This window comes from Rhizobium sp. PL01 (assembly GCF_033447125.1).
Lineage (GTDB): Bacteria > Pseudomonadota > Alphaproteobacteria > Rhizobiales > Rhizobiaceae > Pararhizobium.
The window spans coordinates 216,630-237,201 of the sequence record NZ_JAWQUM010000010.1 but is presented as its reverse complement, the minus strand read 5'-3'; the positions used below and the strand labels follow the sequence as shown (position 1 = coordinate 237,201).

The window sequence follows — 20,572 nt, the reverse complement described above, 5'->3', positions numbered from 1 at the left end:
TGATGTCTAATCGAGAAAAGTTTCCGCCAACCGCACCCAGTAGCGGGCGGCGGGCGCAATGATCGCGTCGTTGAAATCGTAATGGGCGCTGTGCAGGGGGGCGGTGTCGCCATTGCCGACGAACAGATAGCTGCCAGGCTTTTCCTGCAGCATGAAGGCAAAATCCTCGCTCGCCGTGCGCGGCTTGAACCCCTCCTCGACCCTTGCCGCGCCAAAAGTGTCGAGCGCGACGCTTTGCGCGAAATCTGTCTCTTGGCGGTGGTTGATCAGCGCCGGGAACCCCAGCCGGTAGTCCACTTCAGCCGCGGCGCCGAAACTTTCGGCCTGCGCCCGCGCCAAAGCGGGAATACGTTCCTGCAGCTGTTGGCGAACAGTTTCCGTGAAGGCACGCATGGTCAGCTTCAGCTCGACGCTTTCCGGAATGACGTTGGAGGCCGAGCCCGCGTGGATCGATCCGACCGTCGCCACCGCCATCTCTTGTGGATCGACATTGCGCGAGACCACGCTCTGCAGCGCGGTGATGAAGGACGCGGAGACAAGAACCGGATCGACGGCGCGGTGCGGTTCAGCCCCATGGCCGCCCTTGCCGACGATCCGGATCTTCGCCTGGTCGACGGAGGCCATTGCCGCGCCGGAGACAAACCCGAACTGGCCCAAGGGTACACCCGGCCAATTGTGCAGCCCGAAGATCGCATCGACCGGAAAGCGCTCGAACAGACCTTCCGAAATCATCTTGCGGGCACCCGCGCCGATTTCCTCTGCGGGCTGGAAGATCAGATGGAGCGTGCCATTGAAGGCCGAGCTTTCAGCGAGATAGCGGGCGGCCGCCAAGAGGATGGAGGTATGGCCATCATGGCCACAGGCATGCATGACATCTGGATTGTTGCTGGCATAGGCAAGCCCGGTTGCCTCCTCGATCGGCAGCGCATCCATATCGGCACGAATACCGATCCGGCGCTCGCCAGCTCCGCGCTTCAGCGTGGCGACAACACCTGTTCCGGCGACACCGGTGGTCACGTCATAACCCCAGGAAGAAAGATGGAAGGCGATCAGCTTGCTGGTGCGGCGTTCCTGAAAGGCAAGCTCCGGATATTGATGCAGATCGTGGCGAAGGGCGACGATCTCGTCGAGATAGGCGGCGATGCCGCGCTCTACGGGATCATTCAGGCGTCGTGGCTGTGCGATAATGTTCATGGCCTTTTCCCGGAGCCCTCAGGCGCCGGCCGCCTTTCCGCGCTCGACGTCTTCGGCCTGGGCCGTGTACCGGCTCTCGCGGAAGGGGAGACCGAGGTGATCACGCAGCGTTTCCCCCTCAAGGACAGGATTGAAGAAGCCGCGCTGTTCCAGGATCGGCAGGACATGGGTGGCGAAATCGTCGAGTCCTTCGGCAATCACCGGGAAACCGAGAATGAAACCGTCTGCAGCCCCCTCCTCCACCCAGCGAATGATCTCGCTGGCGATATGGTCCGCCGTACCGATGAACGCCGTCCGCGGTGTTGCGGCATCAAGGGCGATTTCGCGCAGGGTGAGGTTCTTTTCGCGCGCGGTCTTTTTGATCCGGTCGGTCGTGGCGCGAAAACTGTTCTTGCCGATATCGCCGATATCCGGAAAGGCTTCATCCAGCGGATAGACGCTGAAATCGTGATGATCGAAGAAGCGGCCGAGATAGAGCAGCGCTTCTTCGATGGTGACGAGATTGCGGATCGCCTGATACTTCAGTTCCGCCTCTTCGGCTGTCGCGCCGACCACCGGTCCGATGCCGGGATAGATACCGATTTCAGCAGCGCGGCGGCCTTGCGCAATCGCGCTTTGCTTGACCTGCTTGTAGAAGACCTTCGCGTCATTGATCGGTCCACCATTGGTAAAAACCGCGTCGGCATGCTTGCCAGCGAGCCTGATACCGGAATCAGACGCCCCCGCTTGGAAGACGACAGGCTGGCCCTGTTTCGAACGGCTTATGTTCAGTGGACCTTCGACACGGAAGAAGCGCCCCTTGTGACTGAGCGTATGCAACTTCGTCTTGTCGGCATAGACGCCCGTTTCCCGGTTGCGGAGAAAGGCGTCGTCATCCCAGGAATCCCACAGCCCCTTGATCACCTCGAGATATTCATCGGCGATCTCGTAGCGCAGCTCGTGTTCCGGATGCTCGCGGCTGTAGTTTCGGCCCGATCCTTCGAGTGGCGTCGTCACCGCATTCCAGCCTGCCCTGCCGCCGCTGATCTGATCGATCGTGGCAAACTGGCGGGCAACGGTGAACGGATCGCTGTAGGAGGTGGAGACGGTGCCGACGAGGCCGATCTTCGAGGTCGACGCCGCCAAAGCTGAGAGGATGGAGATCGGTTCGAACCGATTGAGGAAGTGCGGGATCGACTGCGCGTTGATGTAGAGGCCATCGGCAACGAAGGCAAAAGCGATGCCTGCCGCCTCGGCCCGGCGGGCCGTGTTGACGAAGAACTCGAAATTGACGCTGGCGTCGGCAGGTCCGCTCGGATGTTTCCAGGCGTTCATATGGCCACCGGGGCCTTGCAGCATGATGCCGAACGGAATGTGTTTCTGACCCATCGGAGAAATCCTTTTTGTCGATATCAGGCGGCGAGCGACAGCCGTTCCTTGGCGAGGCGTTCGATGGAGGCAAAGCGCTCAGCAGCAGCAAGAGGCGGCGTTTCGATGATGAATTCGGCGATACCGTAGCGGCTGTGCAGCTCGTCGAGTTGACCGCGGACCTCGGCGGCGGTGCCGTGCAGCACGCTCGGCGCCTTGGTTTCGAGACGGTTGATACTGACGCCGGCCTGTCGCGCGTATTCGGCGGCCTGCTCCTCGGTGCCGACATTGACGCTTCGGCCGTCGGCGAGGAAAACCTTGACGATCCGCAGATCGCCAACAGCTTTGCGCGCGACGGCAGCGTCTTCGGCGGCATAGGCCGCAAGCGCGAGGATCGGGGTCTTGCCCCCACTTGCCCGCGCATAGGCGTCAAAGGTCTTGGCCAGGTTTTCCGGGTCACCGTTCAGCTGCCCGGCAAAGACAAGCCGCCAGCCCTTGGCTGCGGCAAGCTCTGCGCTGTCAACACTGGCGCCAAGCAGGAAGCGCTCCGGCGGCGCGGGGGGAAACGGTGTTGCATGGGGGCCTTCGGAGGCGGGATCAGCAGCAAGATAGGTATTGATGTCGGACAATTGCTGGGCAAAGTCCGGCTTTCCGGCTGTACCGCCTCCCACCTGAAGAGCGCGGGTCGAGAGCGGAAAGCCGCCCGGCGCCTTGCCGACACCGAGATCGACACGGTTGGGCGCCAGCGACGCCAGAAGGTTGAAACTCTCGGCAACCTTATAGGCGCTGTAGTGCTGAAGCATGACGCCGCCCGAACCAACACGGATTCTCGCCGTCTTTGCCAAAAGATACGCAATCAACGTCTCCGGCGCCGAACTCGCAAGATTGGCCATGCTGTGATGCTCGGCCACCCAGAAACGATGATAACCAAGCTCTTCCGCTTTTTGAGCGAGCCTCACCGTTGCGCGCAGGGCATCTGTGGCGGCGGTACCCTCGTCGATAGGGCTTTTGTCGAGAAGACTGAGGAGATAGGCCATAAGCCACCGATCCATTTGCAAGGTTGCAGAACATTGCCTATAAAATCAGTAGACATAATGGATTATAAGAAACGTTGTTCCTTTTAAAGCCACCAAACGGAAAAACTCACCTCACGGAGCTGGCAATGTAACGGCGCCAATTCAAAGCCAATGACGCAATGAATCCGTTCCTGACGCCCAGTCCATAGATTGTTTATCTCCGTTACACACAACTAAGGATGGAAGACGTCACCTGTATCGCTGTCTTCCTTTCGCGCGCAAGTCCGGCGCTATAGGTAGGCAGCAATGATCCTTGCGTATTTCGACCGCTACCAAGCAGCCATTCCAGAGTGAAGGAACAGATCTGCCGTTGGGCTGTGCGATGGTTTGAAACAGCAGATTTAACCAAGCCGGTTCAGTTCCAAGTGGAATTCAACAGCCACGTCCGTGCCTTCGGTCCAAAAGAACTCTGCACATCTCGAAACAGATCGATATTGCGCGGCCTGCCGGCAGAAAAGCCCACGTCGTCCCCAACTGCACCCCGCAGAAACAGCATGAAACCAGCCAAGCTTGTTCTCCTGATAGCGCTTACAGCAATGCCAGCGTCCGTCGCCCTTTCGGGATCTTCATGTTAGTGCAGAAAAAATGACAACTATTCTGATTAATTCTTGGGGGGAAGCCCTCTCCCAACCGCTCGCCAACCATGGCGTGGGGAGGCTTGCGGTTCCCCACGCCAACGCACGACCGTGTGTCGCAGGAAGGACCGTGACCAGACTTTACGTGGCCTGGCTTAAGGCGAGTTTTCAGTCTATTTCGCGGTGAAGAAAGTCAGAAGCACTTTTCCCTTCTCGCCGACAAGGCAAACGAAACGATCCGCCTTCCCGGCCACACCCTTTCGTTCGATATAGGCCTCTCCCAGGATGACGGTCTTGACCGCAACGTCCTCGACCTTGGTGTCGGCTGCACTGATGGCAAGGCTTTCGGCGTCAAACTCCAGTCCCGTTATCTCTGCCGATTGGTCTTGAAGCGCCACAAGGCCGGTAGACCTGCAGGCGCTGACGGCTGGATCCTCTGGTGTCTGAGCAAGTGCGGAAGGCGTGACAGAAAGCGACAGTATCGCTGCGATCAAAAACTGCTTGGAATTCATAGTGATTACCTCTTCTGCAGCCGTCAGATGTCGTGCGAGGCTGTTGCGCAACCATCAACGCGCACGCCGGCGTAGGGTTCCACATTTTCCAGGGTGCAGGGACGGCCAATCCGCTCGCGACCATTGTCAAGACCGTTCAATTCGCGCCCGAAAACCTACCAGGCAGTCGAAGGAGGGCGGTAGATCGCTTTCGAAACACGATTACGGATACCGCCGTTGGCGCTCAGCCGGACGTCTGCCGATCCGAGCTACTGGAGGTGCGGGCGCTTGAGGAAACTCTCCCGATCGGCGGACTTGACCCTCAGCCAGGTTTCCCGGCCGTCGCGAAGGACCCTGACGGGGATCTCCGCACCTGCGTCGCCGCTGCTCCAGACCTGCCGGTAGAAGTCGGCCAGGCCGCCGACCTCTTCGTTGCGGACCTCGGAAATGACATCGCCGCCTTTCAAGCCGGCGTTGGCCGCAGGGCCATCAGGGGCCACGCTGACGACGACGACATCGCCGTTGCTCTCTGCGGTGATCGCTCCCAGCCAAGGGCGAGCAGGCTTGTCGACCCTGCCGCGGGTCAAGAGATCATCGAGTATCGGCCGAAGCAGGTTGATGGGAACGACCATGTTGATATCGGACCGGGTTGCGCCCCGGCTCATCTCCAGCTTGAGAGAACCAATTCCCAAAAGTGCACCGTCCTGGTCCACGAGTGCCGCGCCACCCCATAACGGATGCGCGGGTGCCGTGAAAATCGCCTCGTCAAGGAGATACTCCCAGTATCCCGCGAACTCCTGTTTGGCCACGATCTTGGCTTCGGTCGTTTGGCCAAGACCATCTGCGAAGAAAACCGGGTCGCCGATTTTCGCTCTGGACGCGTCTCCCAGAACCAGGGACGGGCAGTCTAGCGTCCCGAGCGCATGGATAAGACCGAACCCGCTCTCCTGGTCATAGGCCAGCGCATGGCCGGGCACGATCCTCCCATCAAACGTCGTCAACCAGACCTCTTCCGCCTCCGTAATCAAGTAGCCAATCGTCAGGACGAGCCCGTCACTGCGGATGACGACGCCACTGCCTTCCCGCACGGTACCAAGCGCATGGGCGGTAAATGCATCGTTGGGGATGGACGTGCGGACGGCGACGATCGAGCGCGAAATTGCGGACTTGTCCATGTTCTTACTCACAAAGAGACGTTCGGATATTCCCTAGGTATGTATGCCACCGGGCCACCGCAAGACCGCTGCATTTAACGCCCTTTTCCGAAGAAACAATGACGATTGTGCCATAGGCAAAGCGGCACGACGCGCAGGCACCACTCCACAACCCGTTAAAGGCCGCTTTAGGCCAGAGGCAAAATAGCCGGCATCGCTCGCTTTCAACAACAGCTCGTTGGTTTCGGGCTGCAATCCGGAATGTCCTCGCTCAGCCAATGGCGTAAAGGCCGCGCTGCGGTGGATTGCGCGCTGCCGGATGTTGCGAACTCCAAGCTGGACGGCATCTTGGCTGCCAGTGTAATCGTCCCGACTTCAGATCATTCAAGCTGCAGCGTTATTTTCGGCGGCGTCCGTGTTAAACACTGGAGCAGTCACCGGCCTATGCAAATCAGTAGGGGTACGCGATGGTCAATTCAGGTGTGAAGAAGATCATTAAGGGCATGTTTGGGTGGCACATATCGCTTGCAATTGCATGGACCGCTGGCTTGCGGGCACACCTGCCTGGGCACGATCGCCCGTATCAAAGGAGCAATGGATCGAGGCCGTTCAAGACCAATTAAGCAGGAACCTGCCGCCTCTGTCCAACTCGGACAATTTCAACAAGGATCAATCGGGTCGCTTGCGCGGGACGGTGTTGCGGGACGGTTTCATCGACCGTATCACTTTGGAAAAATCGTCCGGGCACAAGGATGCGGATCAGACAGGCTTGGATATGATCGAAAAGGCGGGACACCTCCCTTCCGTTCCCCCCGGACATGATAGAATCCACGGTCGAGATCGTGCTTCCCGTTCCTATTGTGGCGATGCCGTCCAGCAATGACCCCGCTCCACCGATCATACCTGCAGACAGCCAGTATCTTCATGCCGAAACCGGGTTCTCGACGAAAGGTCCCGCTGATGTTTGAGATCGTCCGGCCGCTAATCGACGCGAATTTCGACATCATCGTCGATGTGGTCAGCATTTTGAACACGCCGCCGTTTACGTTTGCAGCGCTATATTCTGTCATACCCTGGCGAGACCACCATCGGACGTTTCACGTTCGATAGACGGACGTTGTCATCGGCTGCGCCATCCTCCACCGCGTGCTTGGCTGCACACGTCTGAATTCCGTCCGCCGCTCGCCAAAAGGTAGCATCGCCCACGTCATCAAAGATCGACATCCGCGAGGCTTCGGATCCGTGCATCAACGCCACCACCTCTGTTGCTAGCGCTCAACGAGCAGGTGCGACGGTTGGGGCACCAAGCCTTGAAGGAATCGCACTTAACTCAAATCTTTGGAGCAACCTGCAAGACGTGCTATTCAGGCATAGATCGGCGCCGCGCTGTCGATGCGCGCTCGACAAGATGGCAGGCGAGTTCGACGCGGCGTGGCGGCAAGGGGAGGCCAGACAGGCTGTCGCGCAGGAGGTCGAGCGCGACCGAGCCGATTTCGCGCATCGGGATATGCATCGTCGTCAGCGGCGGGTTGAGGAAGGACGCCTGCGGCAGATCGTCCATGCCCATGACGGACACATCGCCCGGCACCGAATAACCCCGCTGTTGGACGCCCATCATCGCGCCAACGGCGAGGCTGTCACCGGCGGCCAGAACGGCGCTGAAATCGAGCCCGCGCTCTTCGATCCGTGAGGCAATGGCCTGCGCCGCCAGTTCCGGCAGCCAGTCATCGACGGGGACAACCAGATCCGCATCTGCGGCAAGTCCGTGATGCAGCAGTGCATCCTTCCAGCCCTCGTAACGCCGCTCGATGGTGCGCCGTCCCGGCCGCATCAGGAACAGGATGCGCTCATGGCCAAGCCCGATCAGATGATCAGCCGCCAACCGCGCGCTTGAGCGGTTGCAGGGTGTCACGCTGGAAAGCCGCATGAACGGATCATCGCTGTTGAGCAGCACGACCGGCTTGTCGAAGCCCCGCGTTGCCGCCAGCATGCCCTCGTCGTCGACGGTCAGAAATAGGAGGCCCGCCACCTGCGGATCATCCTGCGCCTCCTTCAGCACTGCCAGTTCCTCGTTCCGGTCGGCGATCGGCCGCGTGACGATCTCAAGCCCAAGCGCCTGCGCCCGTTCCTTCAGCCCCTCAAGCACATAGAGCGTGAACTGGTTGCGCACGTAGTCGATCATCGCCGCGCTTGATGCAGCCAGAATGACCTTCTGGCCGGCAACCGCCGTCGGGATCACATAATTGGCGATCTTCGCCGCTTCGAGCACCCTCTGGCGGATTTCCGGCCTGACCCCTTTTTCACCGGCAATCGCCCGGGAAGCTGTGCTCAGCGACACGCCGCAGGCCGCAGCGATATCCTCCAGGCGTACCCGTTTGCTTTTCTTTCCACGTTTGCCCGCGATCGGTTTGAGTGCCATGTCCGCCTCCGTCGCCACAAGATGAGAAAAATTTTCAGATTGCGCAAGATAATTCTGCGTGCATTTATTTCCTCAACGAGCCGCCAGAAGAGCGGCGCAGTGGAGGAGCATTCATGGGTCCAGATGGCCGCGATATTCGCAATGGTCTCGATCGCCTTGTCGCCGGAACGACCGGCCTCAAGCACGACGGCCGTTTCCACGAGCCCAATCTCGACGGCACTGCCGGCGATTACATCAGCTTCGACAGCTGGGAATGGCCACAGGGCGTTGGCCTCTATGCCCTGATCAAGCTCTGGCAGTTTACCGGCCGCGACGATCTGCGCCAGCTTGTCGAACGATGGTATTTGCAGCGCATTGAGGCGGGTTTGCCGCAGCTCAACGTCAACACGACGGCGCCGATGCTCGGCCTGTCGGTACTCTGGGCAAAGACCCGCGACCCACGCTGGCAGCCGGTGCTGGACGAATGGGCAAGCCGCGTGATGGCCGAGCTTGGCCGCACCCCAGAAGGTGGCTTCGAACACCATGTCTCCGACAAGGTCAACCATGACGAACTCTGGGACGACACGCTCTATATGGTCGCCCTGTTTCTGGCATCCTATGGTGAAGCGAGCGGCCGACGCGAACTCGTCGACGAAGCCTCGCGCCAGTTCCTCGTTCACACCCGCTATCTTGCCGATACCCATACCGGCCTCTGGTTCCACGGCTGGACGTTTGACGGACGGCACAATTTCGCCCGGGCGCGCTGGGCGCGCGGCAATGCATGGATCACAGCGGGCCTGCTCGATCTGTTCGATCTCGCCGACCTTGCCAAGCCCGTGAAGCACTTCCTTCAGGGCGTACTGGTCGCCCAGGTCGATGCGCTCTTGTCGTTGCAGGCGCCTTCCGGCGCGTGGCGTACACTGCTCGACGATGCCACGTCCTACGAGGAAATTTCCGCCACCGCCGGTATCGGCTATGGCCTGCTCAAGGGCTATCGCCTTGGTCTCGGGACCCTCGAGTGGCGCACAGCTGGCCTAAAGGCCATGCAGGTCGTGATGGACAATATCGACGAAACCGGCACCGTGCTGAATGTCTCCTACGGCACCCGCATGGGCAAAGATCTCCAGTTCTACAGGGATATCCCCATTCAACCGACCGGCTATGGCCAGGCGCTGGCAATCCTGTGCCTTTCCGAAGGCCTGCAGCATGTCGGACAGGAAGGACAAGCAGCATGAGCATGACGATTTTGTACGGCGCAGCCCCGGAAGACGTCAAAGGTTACGATACGGAAAAACTCCGCAGCGCCTTCCTGATGACGGACCTGTTCGTGCCGGACGCCGCCAACTTCACCTATACCCATGTCGATCGGCTGCTTCTGGGTGGCGCCATGCCGGTGTCCAAAAGTGTGACGTTCGGCTCTGGCTCCGAGATCGGCACGCCCTATCTTTTGTCGGCGCGCGAAATGGGTATCGCCAATCTGGGCGGCACGGGCACCGTCACCGTCGATGGTCGATCCTTCACGCTGGAAAACCGCGACGTGCTTTATCTCGGCCGCGGTGCGTGCGAGATTGCGATGGAAAGCCTGTCGGGAAAGACCCCGGCCCGCTTCTACATGAATTCGGTTCCGGCGGGTGCCGACATTCCGCACAAGCTGATCAAGAGGGCGGAATCGAAGGCCGTCGATCTCGGCGACGGCCGCCGCTCCAACAAGCGCCGCCTCGCCATGTATATCCATCCGGAAGTGACCCCCTCCTGCTTGCTGTTGATGGGCATTACCGATCTTGCGGAAGGCAGCGTCTGGAACACCATGCCACCGCACCTGCATGAGCGCCGTATGGAAGCCTATTGCTATTTCGATATGGCGGCGGAGGACCGGATCATTCACCTGATGGGGCGTCCCGAAGAGACGCGCCATCTGATCGTCGCCAATGGCGACGCCGTCTTGTCGCCCGCCTGGTCTATCCACATGGGCGCCGGCACCGGTCCCTATGCCTTCGTCTGGGGCATGACCGGAGAAAACCAGGAATATAACGACGTCGCTCCCGTGGCCCTGGCAGAGTTGAAATGACCCCGATGAAATCCTCGATGAACCGCGCATTGACCCCCGGCGACCCCATCCGCTACTGGCAACTCGGAACGATTGCCGAAGAGCGTTTTGACGTGCCCGACGCCGCGATGAAGGGCGAGATGGACCCCTTCTTCTTCATCACGAAGCTCAAGAACTTCATCCCGCACGAATATCCCTGCCGCACGATCTTTGCCGAGACCTACCGCGGCAAACGGCCGGACGTGCGTGGCGCATTCAATGCTGCCCGCTGGTGGCTGCCGTTCGGTTCGCCGCGCCTTGATCTCTCCGGCTTCTGGTTCCGCCCGACCCGGCTTGCCACGTTCGCCCGCACATTCATCGCCGTCGAAAAGGCCGGAACCGCCAAGGTTTGCCTCGGCACCTGCGGTGGCGCAGTTCTCTGGGTGAACGGCACCGAAGCCGGCTGGATGGCGCCCTATAGCCGAAATCTCGAGGCAAAAGCCGAGTTCGAGTTGCCACTCGTGGAAGGGCTGAATGAAGTCGCCATCTTTTTCGACGATCTCGCCGAACGCGATGCTCGCTACTTCTTCCAGTTGGATTACCTTGACGGGCCAGCCGCAAGCGTCGCCGTTCCCGTGCCGATCGATGGCAAGGTGGCAGAGACCATCGAGGCTGCTCTCGACAACATGCACTTCGACCGCACGGCCTATTTCGACGGCGATATCACGCTGCTACTCGCCGAGCCCTTGCCGGTCGACGTCGCGGTCAACGTCACGATCGAGGGCGACTTCATGTCAACCGAACATGTCGATTACGACTTCGCACTCAAGGCGGGCGAAGCGCGTTTGGTGATAGGCCCTTCGGAAAAGGCCCCCGCCGATTTCCGCCATTTCCGCATCACGCTCAAGGCCGGCGGCTTCGTCGCATCGCGTTCGCTCGGGATCGAAATCTGCCACACGGCGCGTCAGGGCGCGGCACTGGCACCCCTCGCTGCGCGCATCACCGAGGCGCTTGACGAAGTCTCGGAGTTCTCCGAACGCGATACGGTTCGGGCCTTCGCGCGGCTGGCAAGCGGCCGAGGCGGCGCCGACACCGACGCGATGATCGAGGAAATCCTGCCATCGATCGAGGATTGCCACGATTGCGCCGACTTCTCCCTCGTTCCATTAATCTGGTCCCGTACGGTGTGGGGTAACGACATCGGCGCGGCAACCCGCGACCGCATCGATCGCGCCATCCTGGATTTCCGCTACTGGATGGACGAGCCCGGCAATGACGTACAGTGGTACTTCTCCGAAAACCACGCCTTGTTGTTCCACACCTCCGCGTACCTCGCCGGACATCTCTTGGCTGGCGACACCTTCGCCCGCTCCGGCCGCTCAGGCGCCGAGCAAAGCGCTGTCGGTGCTGCCCGCGTTCGCGCCTGGCTCGATCATTTCGAGGCCTGGGAAATGGCAGAGTTCAACTCAGCGCCTTACTTTCCCATCGACCTCAAGGGCCTGACGGCGCTTGCCGCCTTGTCGCCCGACGCCGATATCGCCGAGCGCGCTAAAAAAGGCATCGTGCGTCTCTGCGAAGTCATCGCCCGGTCGGCGCACCACGGCATGGTCACCGCAGCGCAAGGCCGCTCCTACGAACACACGCTCTGCGCCGGCCGCTCGCTGGAACTGTCCGGCGTTTCCCGCCTGCTCTGGGGCGCCGGATGGTATGGCCGCCGCGTTCACGCCTTGCCGCAACTGGCCGTCTGTCTGCGCGATCACGGATTGATCTTGCCGGAAAGCCTCTCTGCCGTTGCCAGCCACCAGGCGGACGAGCATCAGGAGTGGCGGTTTGCGCAAGGGCAAGACCGTTTCGCCGCCCTCTATCACTACAAGGGTCGGGAATTTGCCATGGGCTCGGCTGCCCATTATCGCTGGAACGAGTGGGGTTATCAGGAGACCATCCTGCATCTTCGCCTCGGCAAAAAGCCCGAAGCCGCGGTCTGGATCAACCACCCCGGCGAAACCATTCAGTTCGGGTACGGCCGGCCGTCCTTCTGGGGTGGTTGCGGCACCCTCCCTCGCGCCCACCAATACCGGGGGCTGGCCGTACTCGACTTTTCGACCTTCGAGGAGCAGCCGGATTTCAGCCACGCCTGGTTCCCGGTCGCCGAATTCGACGAGAGCAGCGTGCGCGGAAGGCTTGCCATGGCCCGTAGCGGTGGCGGCGGGGTGATCCTGCTTGGCAGCACTGCCCTGCAACCGGTGACCACAGGTCCGTCAGCCAACGCGGAACTGCGCCAATACGGCCAGACGACCCGCTGGATTGTCCGTGTCTGCGAAGCATCGGACCTTGGAGCGGTGGAAACCAAGTTCGCGGCGCTCGCCGTTGCGGAGACGGCGGATGGTTCACTGGTGGTCAAAGATCCCGACTACGGAACGGTCACCTTCCGCAAGGATGGCTCAGTCGAGGCCGAAGGCCGGACGATCGTGCCAAGGGATTTCACGGTCGCAGGCGAGATCGCCATGCTGGCCGCACACGGATGACGCAGCGCCGGCAGGGAGAAGCCGGCGTCCATTCAAATGCGGGCAAGGAGAAGGCTCGCACATAGGAGGAGGAAGACAATGACCAGGACAAACACCATGCTCGCGGCATTCGCCGTCGGGCTTTTGACCTCCACGGCAGCGCTTGCTGGGGACGTACGTATCATGTGGTATTCCGATGGCATCGAAGGCGAGGTCCTGAAGGATCTCATCGATCGCTTCATGAAGGACAATCCCGACATCAAGGTCGTCATCGACAACGTGTCCTACAGCGTCGTGCGCGAACAGTTGCCGGTGCAGCTCGAAGCCGGCGACGGCCCGGATATCGCCCGCGTCACCAATCTGAAGGCACTGAGCAAGCATTGGCTCGACCTGCGGCCGCTGGTTGCCGATGCCGCCTATTGGGACAGGAATTTTGGCGATCAGGCTGACTGGATGCGCCCTGATGGCAGCGACCAGATTTCCGGCTTCATGACGCAGATCACGCTGACCGGCGGCTTCGCCAATAAGACCCTGTTCGAGCAGGCGGGTGTGGCCATGCCCGGCAAGGATGCGACTTGGGATGATTGGGCAAAGGCTGCAAAGCAGGTGGCCGAGAGCCAGCAGCTGCCGTTCCCGATGGCGCTCGACCGGTCCGGTCACCGGCTGACAGCGCCTGGCGTCGCCTTTGGTGCCAACTATATCGGCGCGGACGGCAAGCCGGCACCGATCGATGCGGGCTCCAAGGCGTTCATTTCCAAGTTCATCGGCTGGATCGAAGATGGAACGATGAGCAAGGACGTCTGGGTATCGGCAGCCGGGTCGACCTACCGCGCAGGCGCCGACGACTTTATCAACGGCCAGGTCGCCTTCTACTATTCCGGCTCCTGGCAGGTGCCGAACTTCTCGTCCAAGATCGGCACAAATTTCGATTGGGTGGCAACCGGCAGCCCCTGCGGCCCGGCAAATTGCACCGGCATGCCCGGTGGTGCCGGTCTGGTGGCGATCAAATACACCAAGAACCCGGAAGACGTCGCCAAGGTCATGGATTACCTGGCAAGCGAACCGGTCGTGAAGGAATTCTCCGAGCGCACCTTGTTCCTCCCTGCCCACAAGGGCGTGATCGAAAAGGGCCTGGACTTCAAGACGGATGATGCGCAGGCGAAGGCAGCCCTTGGCATCTTCGTGACGGCGTCCACCGTCCTGTCTGAGCTCGCCCGCAAACTGCCCGGCTGGGCTTGGTCTGACACGATCTACGGCGCACTGGTCACCCGTGTGAGCCAGGCCGCCGCCGGCGAAATGACGCTTGATGAGGCCTACACCCGCATCGACGCGGATATCGCCGCCAAGGTCAAGGACTCGGCACTCTAAAACACCGATACGCGGGCGGCAGCACAGGATATTCCGTCCTGCCGCCCGCAGACTGTTCGGTACAAGAGCGTTCGAGAGCGAGCCGGGCCGCAACAGTTTCGAGACGATGAATCAGGGTTTGAGCAGCGCATCCGCTGGCTGAGCTGCAGGACCTCACACGAGGTTGGCGGCGAGAAGGGAAGTGATTAACGATGGCAGACGTACCCATCCGGACGGGCCAGAGCCAGAGCTTGGGGAAGACAGCTTTGATGCCGATCCGCCTTGCGATGGGCGTGATAGATGTTCCTCTGCGCTGGGTCCAGAAAACCTTCGGCCTCGGCGGCATGGCGGTGTTCTTCCTCATGCCGAACATGCTGATCTTCGGCATTTTCGTGCTTTTGCCGTTTTTCATCAATTTCGCCTATTCCATGACCGGTGGCACGGCGCTGTTTCTTTCGGACCGCACCTTCGTTGGTGCAGATCAGTACGCCCGGCTGTTCGACTGCTCGAACTATCTCAACCCCAACACCTGCGCCGAAGACACCTTCTGGACGGCTGTGGGCAATACCGGCTGGTTCGTCGTTCTGCAGGTCACGCTGATGATCGCGGTGTCGCTGATCACCGCGCTGATCCTCAACCGCGACCTGATGGCCCGCAGCTTTTGGCGAGCGGTGTTCTTCTTCCCGGTGCTGTTGTCGCCCGTCGTCGTCGGCCTGATCTGGAAATGGATCCTGCAACGCCAAGGCCTGCTCAATTTCGGTCTTTTCGGCGTCGGTTTCGAGCCACATGTTTGGCTGAACGACCGCAACTGGGCCTTTGCCGCCGCCGTTGGCGTATCGATCTGGGCGCATATGGGCTTCTACACGTTGATCATCCTGGCTGGCCTACAGGCCATTCCGAAGGATCTCTATGAGGCCGCCGAAATGGACGGCACGCCGGCCATGCGCGTCTTTATCCGCATTACCCTGCCGCTGCTGATGCCCAACCTGCTCGTCGTCATTGTTCTGGTGCTGATCCGCGCCGTGCAGATCTTCGATGAAGTCTACGTGCTGACGGGCGGCGGCCCGGGCACCAGCACCCTCTTCGTCACGCAATATATCTACGAGACCGGCTTTGCAGCGCAACTGCGCAATCCCGGCCTTGCCGCCGCCGCCTCGATCCTGATGGGCCTGGTGCTGGTTATTCTCACCCTCGTGCAGCTCGGCCTTAGCCGTTCCCGCGACAAGAAGGGAGCCCAGAAATGAGCCGGGTCACCGAATTCCTGTTTCGCCGCAAGGGCGGCAAAGGCTGGCACTGGACGGACATTGTCACCTGGATCTGGCTGGTCGCAGGCCTGTTCGTGATGTTCGGTCCGGCCGTCTGGCTGACCGCATCGTCCTTCAAATCGCCAGCAGCCCTCGCCGAATTTCCGCCAACGATCCTGCCCTATGTGACACAGAAGGTGGCGGTCGAAGGTTACGACAAACCGCTCGATCTCTACACGGTAGCGCTCGAGGACGGCAGCACGGCGACGTTGGCGGAAGTCCGGCGCATCGGCACCGTCAGCCAGATGGTCGATCCCACCAAACCGGCCAACATCGTCAAGGTCAACATCGCCAAGCGCACGCCGGTCCGAAAGATTTCTTTTGCGACCGAAAACTATACCGAGCCGTTCACCCACTTCGATTTCGTCCGCTATCTCTGGAACTCGGTCTTCGTGACAGTGATGGCAACACTGATCACGCTGGTGGTCAATTCCATGGCCGCGTTTGCGCTGAGCAAATATGAGTTTCGCGGCCGCACCTTCGCGATGTTGTTGATCCTTGCGACGCTGATGGTGCCGCTGTCGGTGATCATGGTGCCACTCTATTCCATCGTTTCAGCGCTTGGCCTGTTCAACAATCTCTGGGGCGTGATCCTGCCGACGGTAGCGACGCCGACCGGCGTCTTCATTCTGCGTCAGTACATGCTGACGATCCCCGACGAACTGCTCGACGCCGCCCGCATGGACAAGGCATCGGAATGGCAGATCTATTGGCGTATCATCCTGCCCTTGACGGCACCGGCGCTTGCCGTGCTTGCCATCTTCTCCGTCGTCTGGCGCTGGAACGACTTCCTCTGGCCGCTGATCGTTCTGTCTCGCAAGGAGCTCTATACCCTGCAGGTGGGCTTGAGCATCTATTCCGGCGAACTCAACGTGCAATGGCACTTCATCCTCGCGATGACCGTCGTGACCATGATCCCCGTGGTTCTGGTCTTTCTTTTCCTGCAGCGTTTCATCACCACCGGCATCGCCGGAACCGGCCTGAAATAAAGGGTGCATCATGGGTCACATTAAACTTACCAATGTCACAAAGTCGTTCGGCTCGATCGACGTGCTCCATGGCATCAACCTGGAGATCGCCGATGGCGAACTCGTCGTCTTCGTCGGCCCGTCCGGCTGCGGCAAGTCAACGCTTCTGCGCATGATTGCCGGGCTTGAAAAACCGACCGGCGGCGAGCTCGCCATCGATGGCAAGGTGGTCAACGGCACCCCCGCCGCCGATCGCGGCCTTGCCATGGTGTTTCAGTCCTATGCGCTTTATCCGCATATGAGCGTGCGCCAAAACCTCGCCTTTGGGCTGGAGAACACCAAGATGCCGAAGGCCGAGATCGCAACGCGCATTGGCGAGGCCGCCCGTATGCTGGAGATCGAACAGTACCTCGACCGCCGCCCCGGCCAACTCTCCGGCGGTCAGCGCCAACGCGTCGCCATCGGCCGCGCGATCGTGCGCCGCCCGGTTGCGTTCCTGCTCGACGAACCGCTCTCCAACCTCGACGCTGAACTGCGCGGCTCGACCCGCGCCGAACTGGCAGCCCTGCATGCCCGGCTGTCGGCAACGATGATCTACGTCACCCACGATCAGGTGGAGGCAATGACGCTTGCCGACCGGATCGTCGTGCTACGCGCCGGCCGCATCGAACAGATCGGCACGCCGATGGAACTCTACAACACACCGGCCAACCGTTTCGTCGCCGGTTTCATCGGTTCGCCGCACATGAATTTCCTCGAAGGCTCGGTGGAACCGTCCTCCGGCATGGCCATTGCAACTTTCGCCGGTGGCAACCGGCTGGAACTGCCTTTGAGCGGCAACGGCCTTGCCGGCGGCTCCCGCATTACGCTGGGCGTTCGCCCGCAGCATGTTTCGATCGGTACCGGCGATGACGGAATTCTAGCCAAGATCAGGCTGGTCGAAGCGCTTGGCTCCGAAACCATCGTTCACACCGATGTCGCCGGTCAGAAAATCCTGGTGGTTGCGCAGGGGCAGCATAACCTGACACCGGGCTCGGATATCCGCCTTTCGCTGTCCTCGGCTCCGCTGCACCTGTTCAACGAGGAGGGCCTGCGCCTTGAACACGCTATTTGACCTTTCTGGCAAGGTGGCGCTGGTCACCGGCGCTCGAACGGGCCTCGGCCAGGGCATGGCCCTGGCGCTCGCTCGTGCCGGCGCCGATATCGCCGCTCTCGGCTCCAGCGCGATGCCGGAGACAGCCGAAGCCATCCGCCAGACCGGTCGCCGCTTTCATGCGCTTGAAGTCGATCTCTCACAGAAATTCGATGCCAGGGGCGTGATCAGCGCGGCCGTTTCCGAACTGGGCGGCGTTGATATCCTCGTCAACAATGCCGGCATCATCCGTCGTGCCGATCTGCTCGATCATTCCGAACAGGATTGGGACGATGTTATCGATGTCAACCTGAAATCGGCCTTTCTGCTGTCGCAGACCGCTGCCCGACACATGGTCGAGACAAAAAAGTTTGGACGGATCATCAATGTCGCTTCGATGCTATCCTACCAGGGCGGCATTCGCGTTCCCGCCTATACCGCCTCCAAACATGGCATTGCCGGGCTGACGAAGGCGATGGCCAACGAACTTGCACCGCACGGCATCACAGTCAACGCTATCGCCCCCGGCTATATGGCAACCGACAATACAGAGGCGCTGCGCAACGACCCCAACCGCAATGCCCAGATTTCCGCCCGCATCCCGATGGGCCGTTGGGGCGCGCCGGATGATCTGGCCACATCCGTCCTGTTTCTCGCGTCGCCCGCCTCAGGCTACGTCACCGGCATCACCGTGCCGGTCGATGGCGGCTGGCTGGTCCGGTAACAGGACCTGCGGCCTTGTTGTGCGAATCTTTGAACAGCTTTGCCGAATCGAGAGGCAGATGTGAGGCATGAAAACGCGACGCCGGTGAAGCGCAGGCCGATCGCAGCATAGATGCGACATGGCTCTCACCTATCCTCGTCAATCGGAGTGGTTTCAAATCAACCGGCATCCATAATTGGCTCTTCAGCCGGGCCGGGATCTTCCGCATAGGCGAGGCGAAGGTGTTTTGTAACCGCCCGAACGCGTCCATGGTCTCAACGGCGCCTCCCGTCGGCCCGGGTATCCAAACCTATTACCGAGATCCTTATGGCAAGAGTGGCAGGACAGTTTCCGCCCTAACACCTGGATTGTTGTCCACCAGCATAACCCGCCCGCCGTGCAGGTCGGCAATGGCGCTGACCAGGCTGAGACCGAGGCCACTACCCGACGTCATCCGGCTCTTGTCCAACCGATAGAGCCTCCGGAACACCATGTCGCGTTCATTGGCAGGAATGCCGGTACCATTGTCGCCGATCGTGGCCACGGCGTGCTCGCTGGTTCGTTCCAGGGAGACCTCGATACGTGTCCCTTTAGGGCAATGCCGGATGGCATTCTCGATCAGATTGACGAACATCTGGGTCAGCAGCTCCTGGTCGCCGAGAACCAGGCACTCTGTGGATCGATCGATCGATGTCGTCAGGGTCATAAAACTATCCTCGGCGACATCGGCATATATTTCCACAACCGACGTCAACAGCGTGGTCAGGTCAGTTTGCCGGAACCGGGTTTTCCGCGCGCCTGCCTCGATCTGCGAAATCCTCAGCAAGGCCTCGAAGGTCGCATTGATCTGATTAGCCTCATCCAGAACCCCGATCAGCGCTGATGTCACCGGCTCTCCCCGTTCTTCACTACTGACCGCGTTTTCGGCTTGCATCTTCAAGCGGTTCAATGGAGTCTTGAGTTCGTGGGCAATGTCGGAACTAACCTGCCGCATCGTCTCCATCAGGATTGAAAGCCGGTCGAGCGCCTGATTGATCTGGCTTGACACCGTGTCGATATCGTCGCCATTGCCATGCAACGGCACCCGGGCGTCAAGCTGGCCATGCGATACGGCCGCCATGGCGTTGGCGATGCCGTCGAGCCGTCTTTGCACTCTGGCCGCCAGCACCACACCACCGATGACGGCAAGCCCGATCACAAGCACCGTTGCCCAGATGAAGCTGATGAAGGTGATGTTTTCCAACCGGTCAGTCTGGTTGAAACTCTGGCCGACGATAAGCCGTTTGTCGCCGATCAATGCTGATATCACGCGATAATCGACGTCCCCCTTGATACCAATGTCCTTGGAGGACGTGCTGGAAATGCCGTCGGGCAAGCTCTTCCCAGAGAAGTTGCCTGCTATTTCTTTGCCATCGGCATCAATGACAGAGAATATGCGCTGGTCGGCCTCATTCAGCTGGGCATAGGTGTTAACTGTCGAAATCAGGTCTTCAAGATCGTCTGCGGCATACGTCGAGGACACCAAGGCATGGATTTCCAGGATGGACGAATCGAGCTCCCGAAGCAGTTCCTGTTTTAAAAACCGATAGGTGACAAATCCCGTGATGACGAAGGCGACGACGAACACCATCGCGAAGGTCATCGCTAAGCGAAAAGGCGTTGAGCGCCAAAGCCTAGCGCGGCGCATGGATGCTGTATCCCGTGTTGCGCACCGTGTGCAGCAACTGCACCTCGAAAGGTTTGTCGATCTTTGAGCGCAAGCGGCTGATGTGGGTTTCGACGACGCTGGTCTTTGGATCGAAATGAAAGTCCCAGACCAGTTCCAACAGCATGGTGCGGGTCAGCACCCGCCCGTCGCCGCGCATCAGTACTTCAAGAAGCGTGAACTCTCTTGGCTGCAGATCGATCACCTGCCCCGCCCGGCTGGCATGCCGCTTGATGAGGTCAAGCTCAAGATCGGCAATGCGCAAAACTGTCTTTTCCTCCGTGGCGCGTGGGCGGCGGGCAAGTGCGTTCAATCTTGCCAACAGCTCGGAAAACGCAAATGGCTTGACCAGGTAGTCGTCACCGCCTGCCTCCAACCCTTCGACCCTGTCGTCCACGCCACCGATGGCGGTCAGGAAGATCGCCGGCACTTTGACCTGCGCGGCTCTAACCGCCTTGATGACGGACAGGCCGTCCAGACCGGGAAGCATGCGATCGACGACAAGAACATCATACGGTTCACGCGTTGCCTGATAGAGACCATCGCGGCCATCGTTGACGACATCGCACGTGTGGCCTGCTTCCGCGAGCCCCCGGGACACGTATTCGGCCGTTTTACCGTCGTCCTCAATCAGCAGAATGCGCATCT

The 20,572-nt window shown here is 60.3% G+C and carries 17 protein-coding genes; 9 read left to right on the top strand and 8 right to left on the bottom strand.

The window, feature by feature from the left end:
* Positions 1–6: 6 nt before the first annotated feature.
* From R6X40_RS23030 to R6X40_RS23010, 5 genes are all read right to left on the bottom strand, one after another.
* A complete protein-coding gene (locus tag R6X40_RS23030) occupies positions 7–1,194 on the bottom strand; it encodes a M20 aminoacylase family protein (protein WP_318416386.1) in 1,188 nt (395 codons plus the stop codon).
* Positions 1,195–1,212: 18 nt separating this feature from the next.
* Entirely contained in the window at positions 1,213–2,562 is a 1,350-nt protein-coding gene (locus tag R6X40_RS23025) for an LLM class flavin-dependent oxidoreductase (RefSeq protein ID WP_318416385.1), read from the bottom strand.
* 23 nt (positions 2,563–2,585) lie between these two features.
* Entirely contained in the window at positions 2,586–3,578 is a 993-nt protein-coding gene (locus R6X40_RS23020) for an MsnO8 family LLM class oxidoreductase (RefSeq protein WP_318416384.1), read from the bottom strand.
* Positions 3,579–4,365: 787 nt separating this feature from the next.
* Positions 4,366–4,704: a hypothetical protein gene (locus R6X40_RS23015; RefSeq protein ID WP_318416383.1), complete on the bottom strand. Its 339-nt coding sequence runs from the start codon at positions 4,702–4,704 to the stop codon at positions 4,366–4,368.
* Between the two features lie 248 nt (positions 4,705–4,952).
* Positions 4,953–5,858, bottom strand: coding sequence for a S1C family serine protease (locus tag R6X40_RS23010; RefSeq protein WP_318416381.1), 906 nt, complete (start codon positions 5,856–5,858; stop codon positions 4,953–4,955).
* 514 nt (positions 5,859–6,372) lie between these two features.
* Here R6X40_RS23010 and R6X40_RS31680 point away from each other — a divergent pair.
* The gene (locus R6X40_RS31680; protein ID WP_412178446.1) at positions 6,373–6,720 is read left to right on the top strand and encodes an energy transducer TonB; all 348 of its coding nucleotides are present in this window, start codon (positions 6,373–6,375) and stop codon (positions 6,718–6,720) included.
* Between the two features lie 477 nt (positions 6,721–7,197).
* On the opposite strand, the gene R6X40_RS23005 is transcribed toward R6X40_RS31680, so the two are convergent.
* Positions 7,198–8,256 (bottom strand): LacI family DNA-binding transcriptional regulator, encoded by a 1,059-nt coding sequence (locus R6X40_RS23005; RefSeq protein WP_318416379.1) that lies wholly within the window; start codon positions 8,254–8,256, stop codon positions 7,198–7,200.
* A gap of 113 nt (positions 8,257–8,369) precedes the next feature.
* On the opposite strand from R6X40_RS23005, the gene R6X40_RS23000 reads away from it, so the two are divergent.
* The 8 genes from R6X40_RS23000 (at position 8,370) to kduD (ending at position 18,240) form a co-directional block, all read left to right on the top strand.
* Entirely contained in the window at positions 8,370–9,470 is a 1,101-nt protein-coding gene (locus R6X40_RS23000; protein WP_318416377.1) for a glycoside hydrolase family 105 protein, read from the top strand.
* A complete protein-coding gene (gene kduI, locus R6X40_RS22995; protein WP_318416375.1) occupies positions 9,467–10,303 on the top strand; it encodes a 5-dehydro-4-deoxy-D-glucuronate isomerase in 837 nt (278 codons plus the stop codon). The genes R6X40_RS23000 and kduI overlap by 4 nt, the downstream gene beginning before the upstream one ends.
* Entirely contained in the window at positions 10,300–12,786 is a 2,487-nt protein-coding gene (locus R6X40_RS22990; RefSeq protein ID WP_318416373.1) for a hypothetical protein, read from the top strand. The genes kduI and R6X40_RS22990 overlap by 4 nt, the downstream gene beginning before the upstream one ends.
* A gap of 78 nt (positions 12,787–12,864) precedes the next feature.
* The gene (locus R6X40_RS22985; RefSeq protein WP_318416371.1) at positions 12,865–14,133 is read left to right on the top strand and encodes an ABC transporter substrate-binding protein; all 1,269 of its coding nucleotides are present in this window, start codon (positions 12,865–12,867) and stop codon (positions 14,131–14,133) included.
* A 191-nt stretch (positions 14,134–14,324) separates the two neighbouring features.
* The gene (locus R6X40_RS22980; protein WP_318416369.1) at positions 14,325–15,356 is read left to right on the top strand and encodes a sugar ABC transporter permease; all 1,032 of its coding nucleotides are present in this window, start codon (positions 14,325–14,327) and stop codon (positions 15,354–15,356) included.
* Entirely contained in the window at positions 15,353–16,405 is a 1,053-nt protein-coding gene (locus R6X40_RS22975) for a carbohydrate ABC transporter permease (RefSeq protein WP_318416367.1), read from the top strand. The genes R6X40_RS22980 and R6X40_RS22975 overlap by 4 nt, the downstream gene beginning before the upstream one ends.
* A 10-nt stretch (positions 16,406–16,415) precedes the next feature.
* Positions 16,416–17,498, top strand: coding sequence for a sn-glycerol-3-phosphate ABC transporter ATP-binding protein UgpC (locus R6X40_RS22970; RefSeq protein WP_318416366.1), 1,083 nt, complete (start codon positions 16,416–16,418; stop codon positions 17,496–17,498).
* Positions 17,482–18,240 (top strand): 2-dehydro-3-deoxy-D-gluconate 5-dehydrogenase KduD, encoded by a 759-nt coding sequence (gene kduD, locus R6X40_RS22965; RefSeq protein WP_318416364.1) that lies wholly within the window; start codon positions 17,482–17,484, stop codon positions 18,238–18,240. The genes R6X40_RS22970 and kduD overlap by 17 nt, the downstream gene beginning before the upstream one ends.
* A 304-nt stretch (positions 18,241–18,544) precedes the next feature.
* Here the strand turns inward: kduD and R6X40_RS22960 are convergent, their stop codons facing one another.
* Together R6X40_RS22960 and R6X40_RS22955 are read right to left on the bottom strand one after the other, a co-directional pair.
* On the bottom strand, positions 18,545–19,906 hold the full coding sequence (locus R6X40_RS22960; protein ID WP_318416362.1) for an ATP-binding protein: 1,362 nt from the start codon (positions 19,904–19,906) through the stop codon (positions 18,545–18,547).
* Positions 19,893–20,570 carry a winged helix-turn-helix domain-containing protein gene (locus R6X40_RS22955; protein ID WP_318416360.1) on the bottom strand — a complete coding sequence of 226 codons (678 nt, stop codon included), beginning with the start codon at positions 20,568–20,570 and terminating at the stop codon, positions 19,893–19,895. The genes R6X40_RS22960 and R6X40_RS22955 overlap by 14 nt, the downstream gene beginning before the upstream one ends.
* Positions 20,571–20,572: the final 2 nt, after the last annotated feature.

Coding starts and splice junctions, on each gene's coding strand:
- R6X40_RS23030 (WP_318416386.1), bottom strand. CDS start 1,194: ATGAACATTATCGCACAGCCACGACGCCTGAATGATCCCGTAGAGCGC.
- R6X40_RS22985 (WP_318416371.1), top strand. CDS start 12,865: ATGACCAGGACAAACACCATGCTCGCGGCATTCGCCGTCGGGCTTTTG.
- R6X40_RS23005 (WP_318416379.1), bottom strand. CDS start 8,256: ATGGCACTCAAACCGATCGCGGGCAAACGTGGAAAGAAAAGCAAACGG.
- R6X40_RS22960 (WP_318416362.1), bottom strand. CDS start 19,906: ATGCGCCGCGCTAGGCTTTGGCGCTCAACGCCTTTTCGCTTAGCGATG.
- R6X40_RS31680 (WP_412178446.1), top strand. CDS start 6,373: ATGGACCGCTGGCTTGCGGGCACACCTGCCTGGGCACGATCGCCCGTA.
- R6X40_RS22970 (WP_318416366.1), top strand. CDS start 16,416: ATGGGTCACATTAAACTTACCAATGTCACAAAGTCGTTCGGCTCGATC.
- R6X40_RS22990 (WP_318416373.1), top strand. CDS start 10,300: ATGACCCCGATGAAATCCTCGATGAACCGCGCATTGACCCCCGGCGAC.
- R6X40_RS23000 (WP_318416377.1), top strand. CDS start 8,370: ATGGGTCCAGATGGCCGCGATATTCGCAATGGTCTCGATCGCCTTGTC.
- R6X40_RS22975 (WP_318416367.1), top strand. CDS start 15,353: ATGAGCCGGGTCACCGAATTCCTGTTTCGCCGCAAGGGCGGCAAAGGC.
- R6X40_RS23010 (WP_318416381.1), bottom strand. CDS start 5,858: ATGGACAAGTCCGCAATTTCGCGCTCGATCGTCGCCGTCCGCACGTCC.
- R6X40_RS23025 (WP_318416385.1), bottom strand. CDS start 2,562: ATGGGTCAGAAACACATTCCGTTCGGCATCATGCTGCAAGGCCCCGGT.
- R6X40_RS22980 (WP_318416369.1), top strand. CDS start 14,325: ATGGCAGACGTACCCATCCGGACGGGCCAGAGCCAGAGCTTGGGGAAG.
- R6X40_RS22955 (WP_318416360.1), bottom strand. CDS start 20,570: ATGCGCATTCTGCTGATTGAGGACGACGGTAAAACGGCCGAATACGTG.
- R6X40_RS23020 (WP_318416384.1), bottom strand. CDS start 3,578: ATGGCCTATCTCCTCAGTCTTCTCGACAAAAGCCCTATCGACGAGGGT.
- kduI (WP_318416375.1), top strand. CDS start 9,467: ATGAGCATGACGATTTTGTACGGCGCAGCCCCGGAAGACGTCAAAGGT.
- R6X40_RS23015 (WP_318416383.1), bottom strand. CDS start 4,704: ATGAATTCCAAGCAGTTTTTGATCGCAGCGATACTGTCGCTTTCTGTC.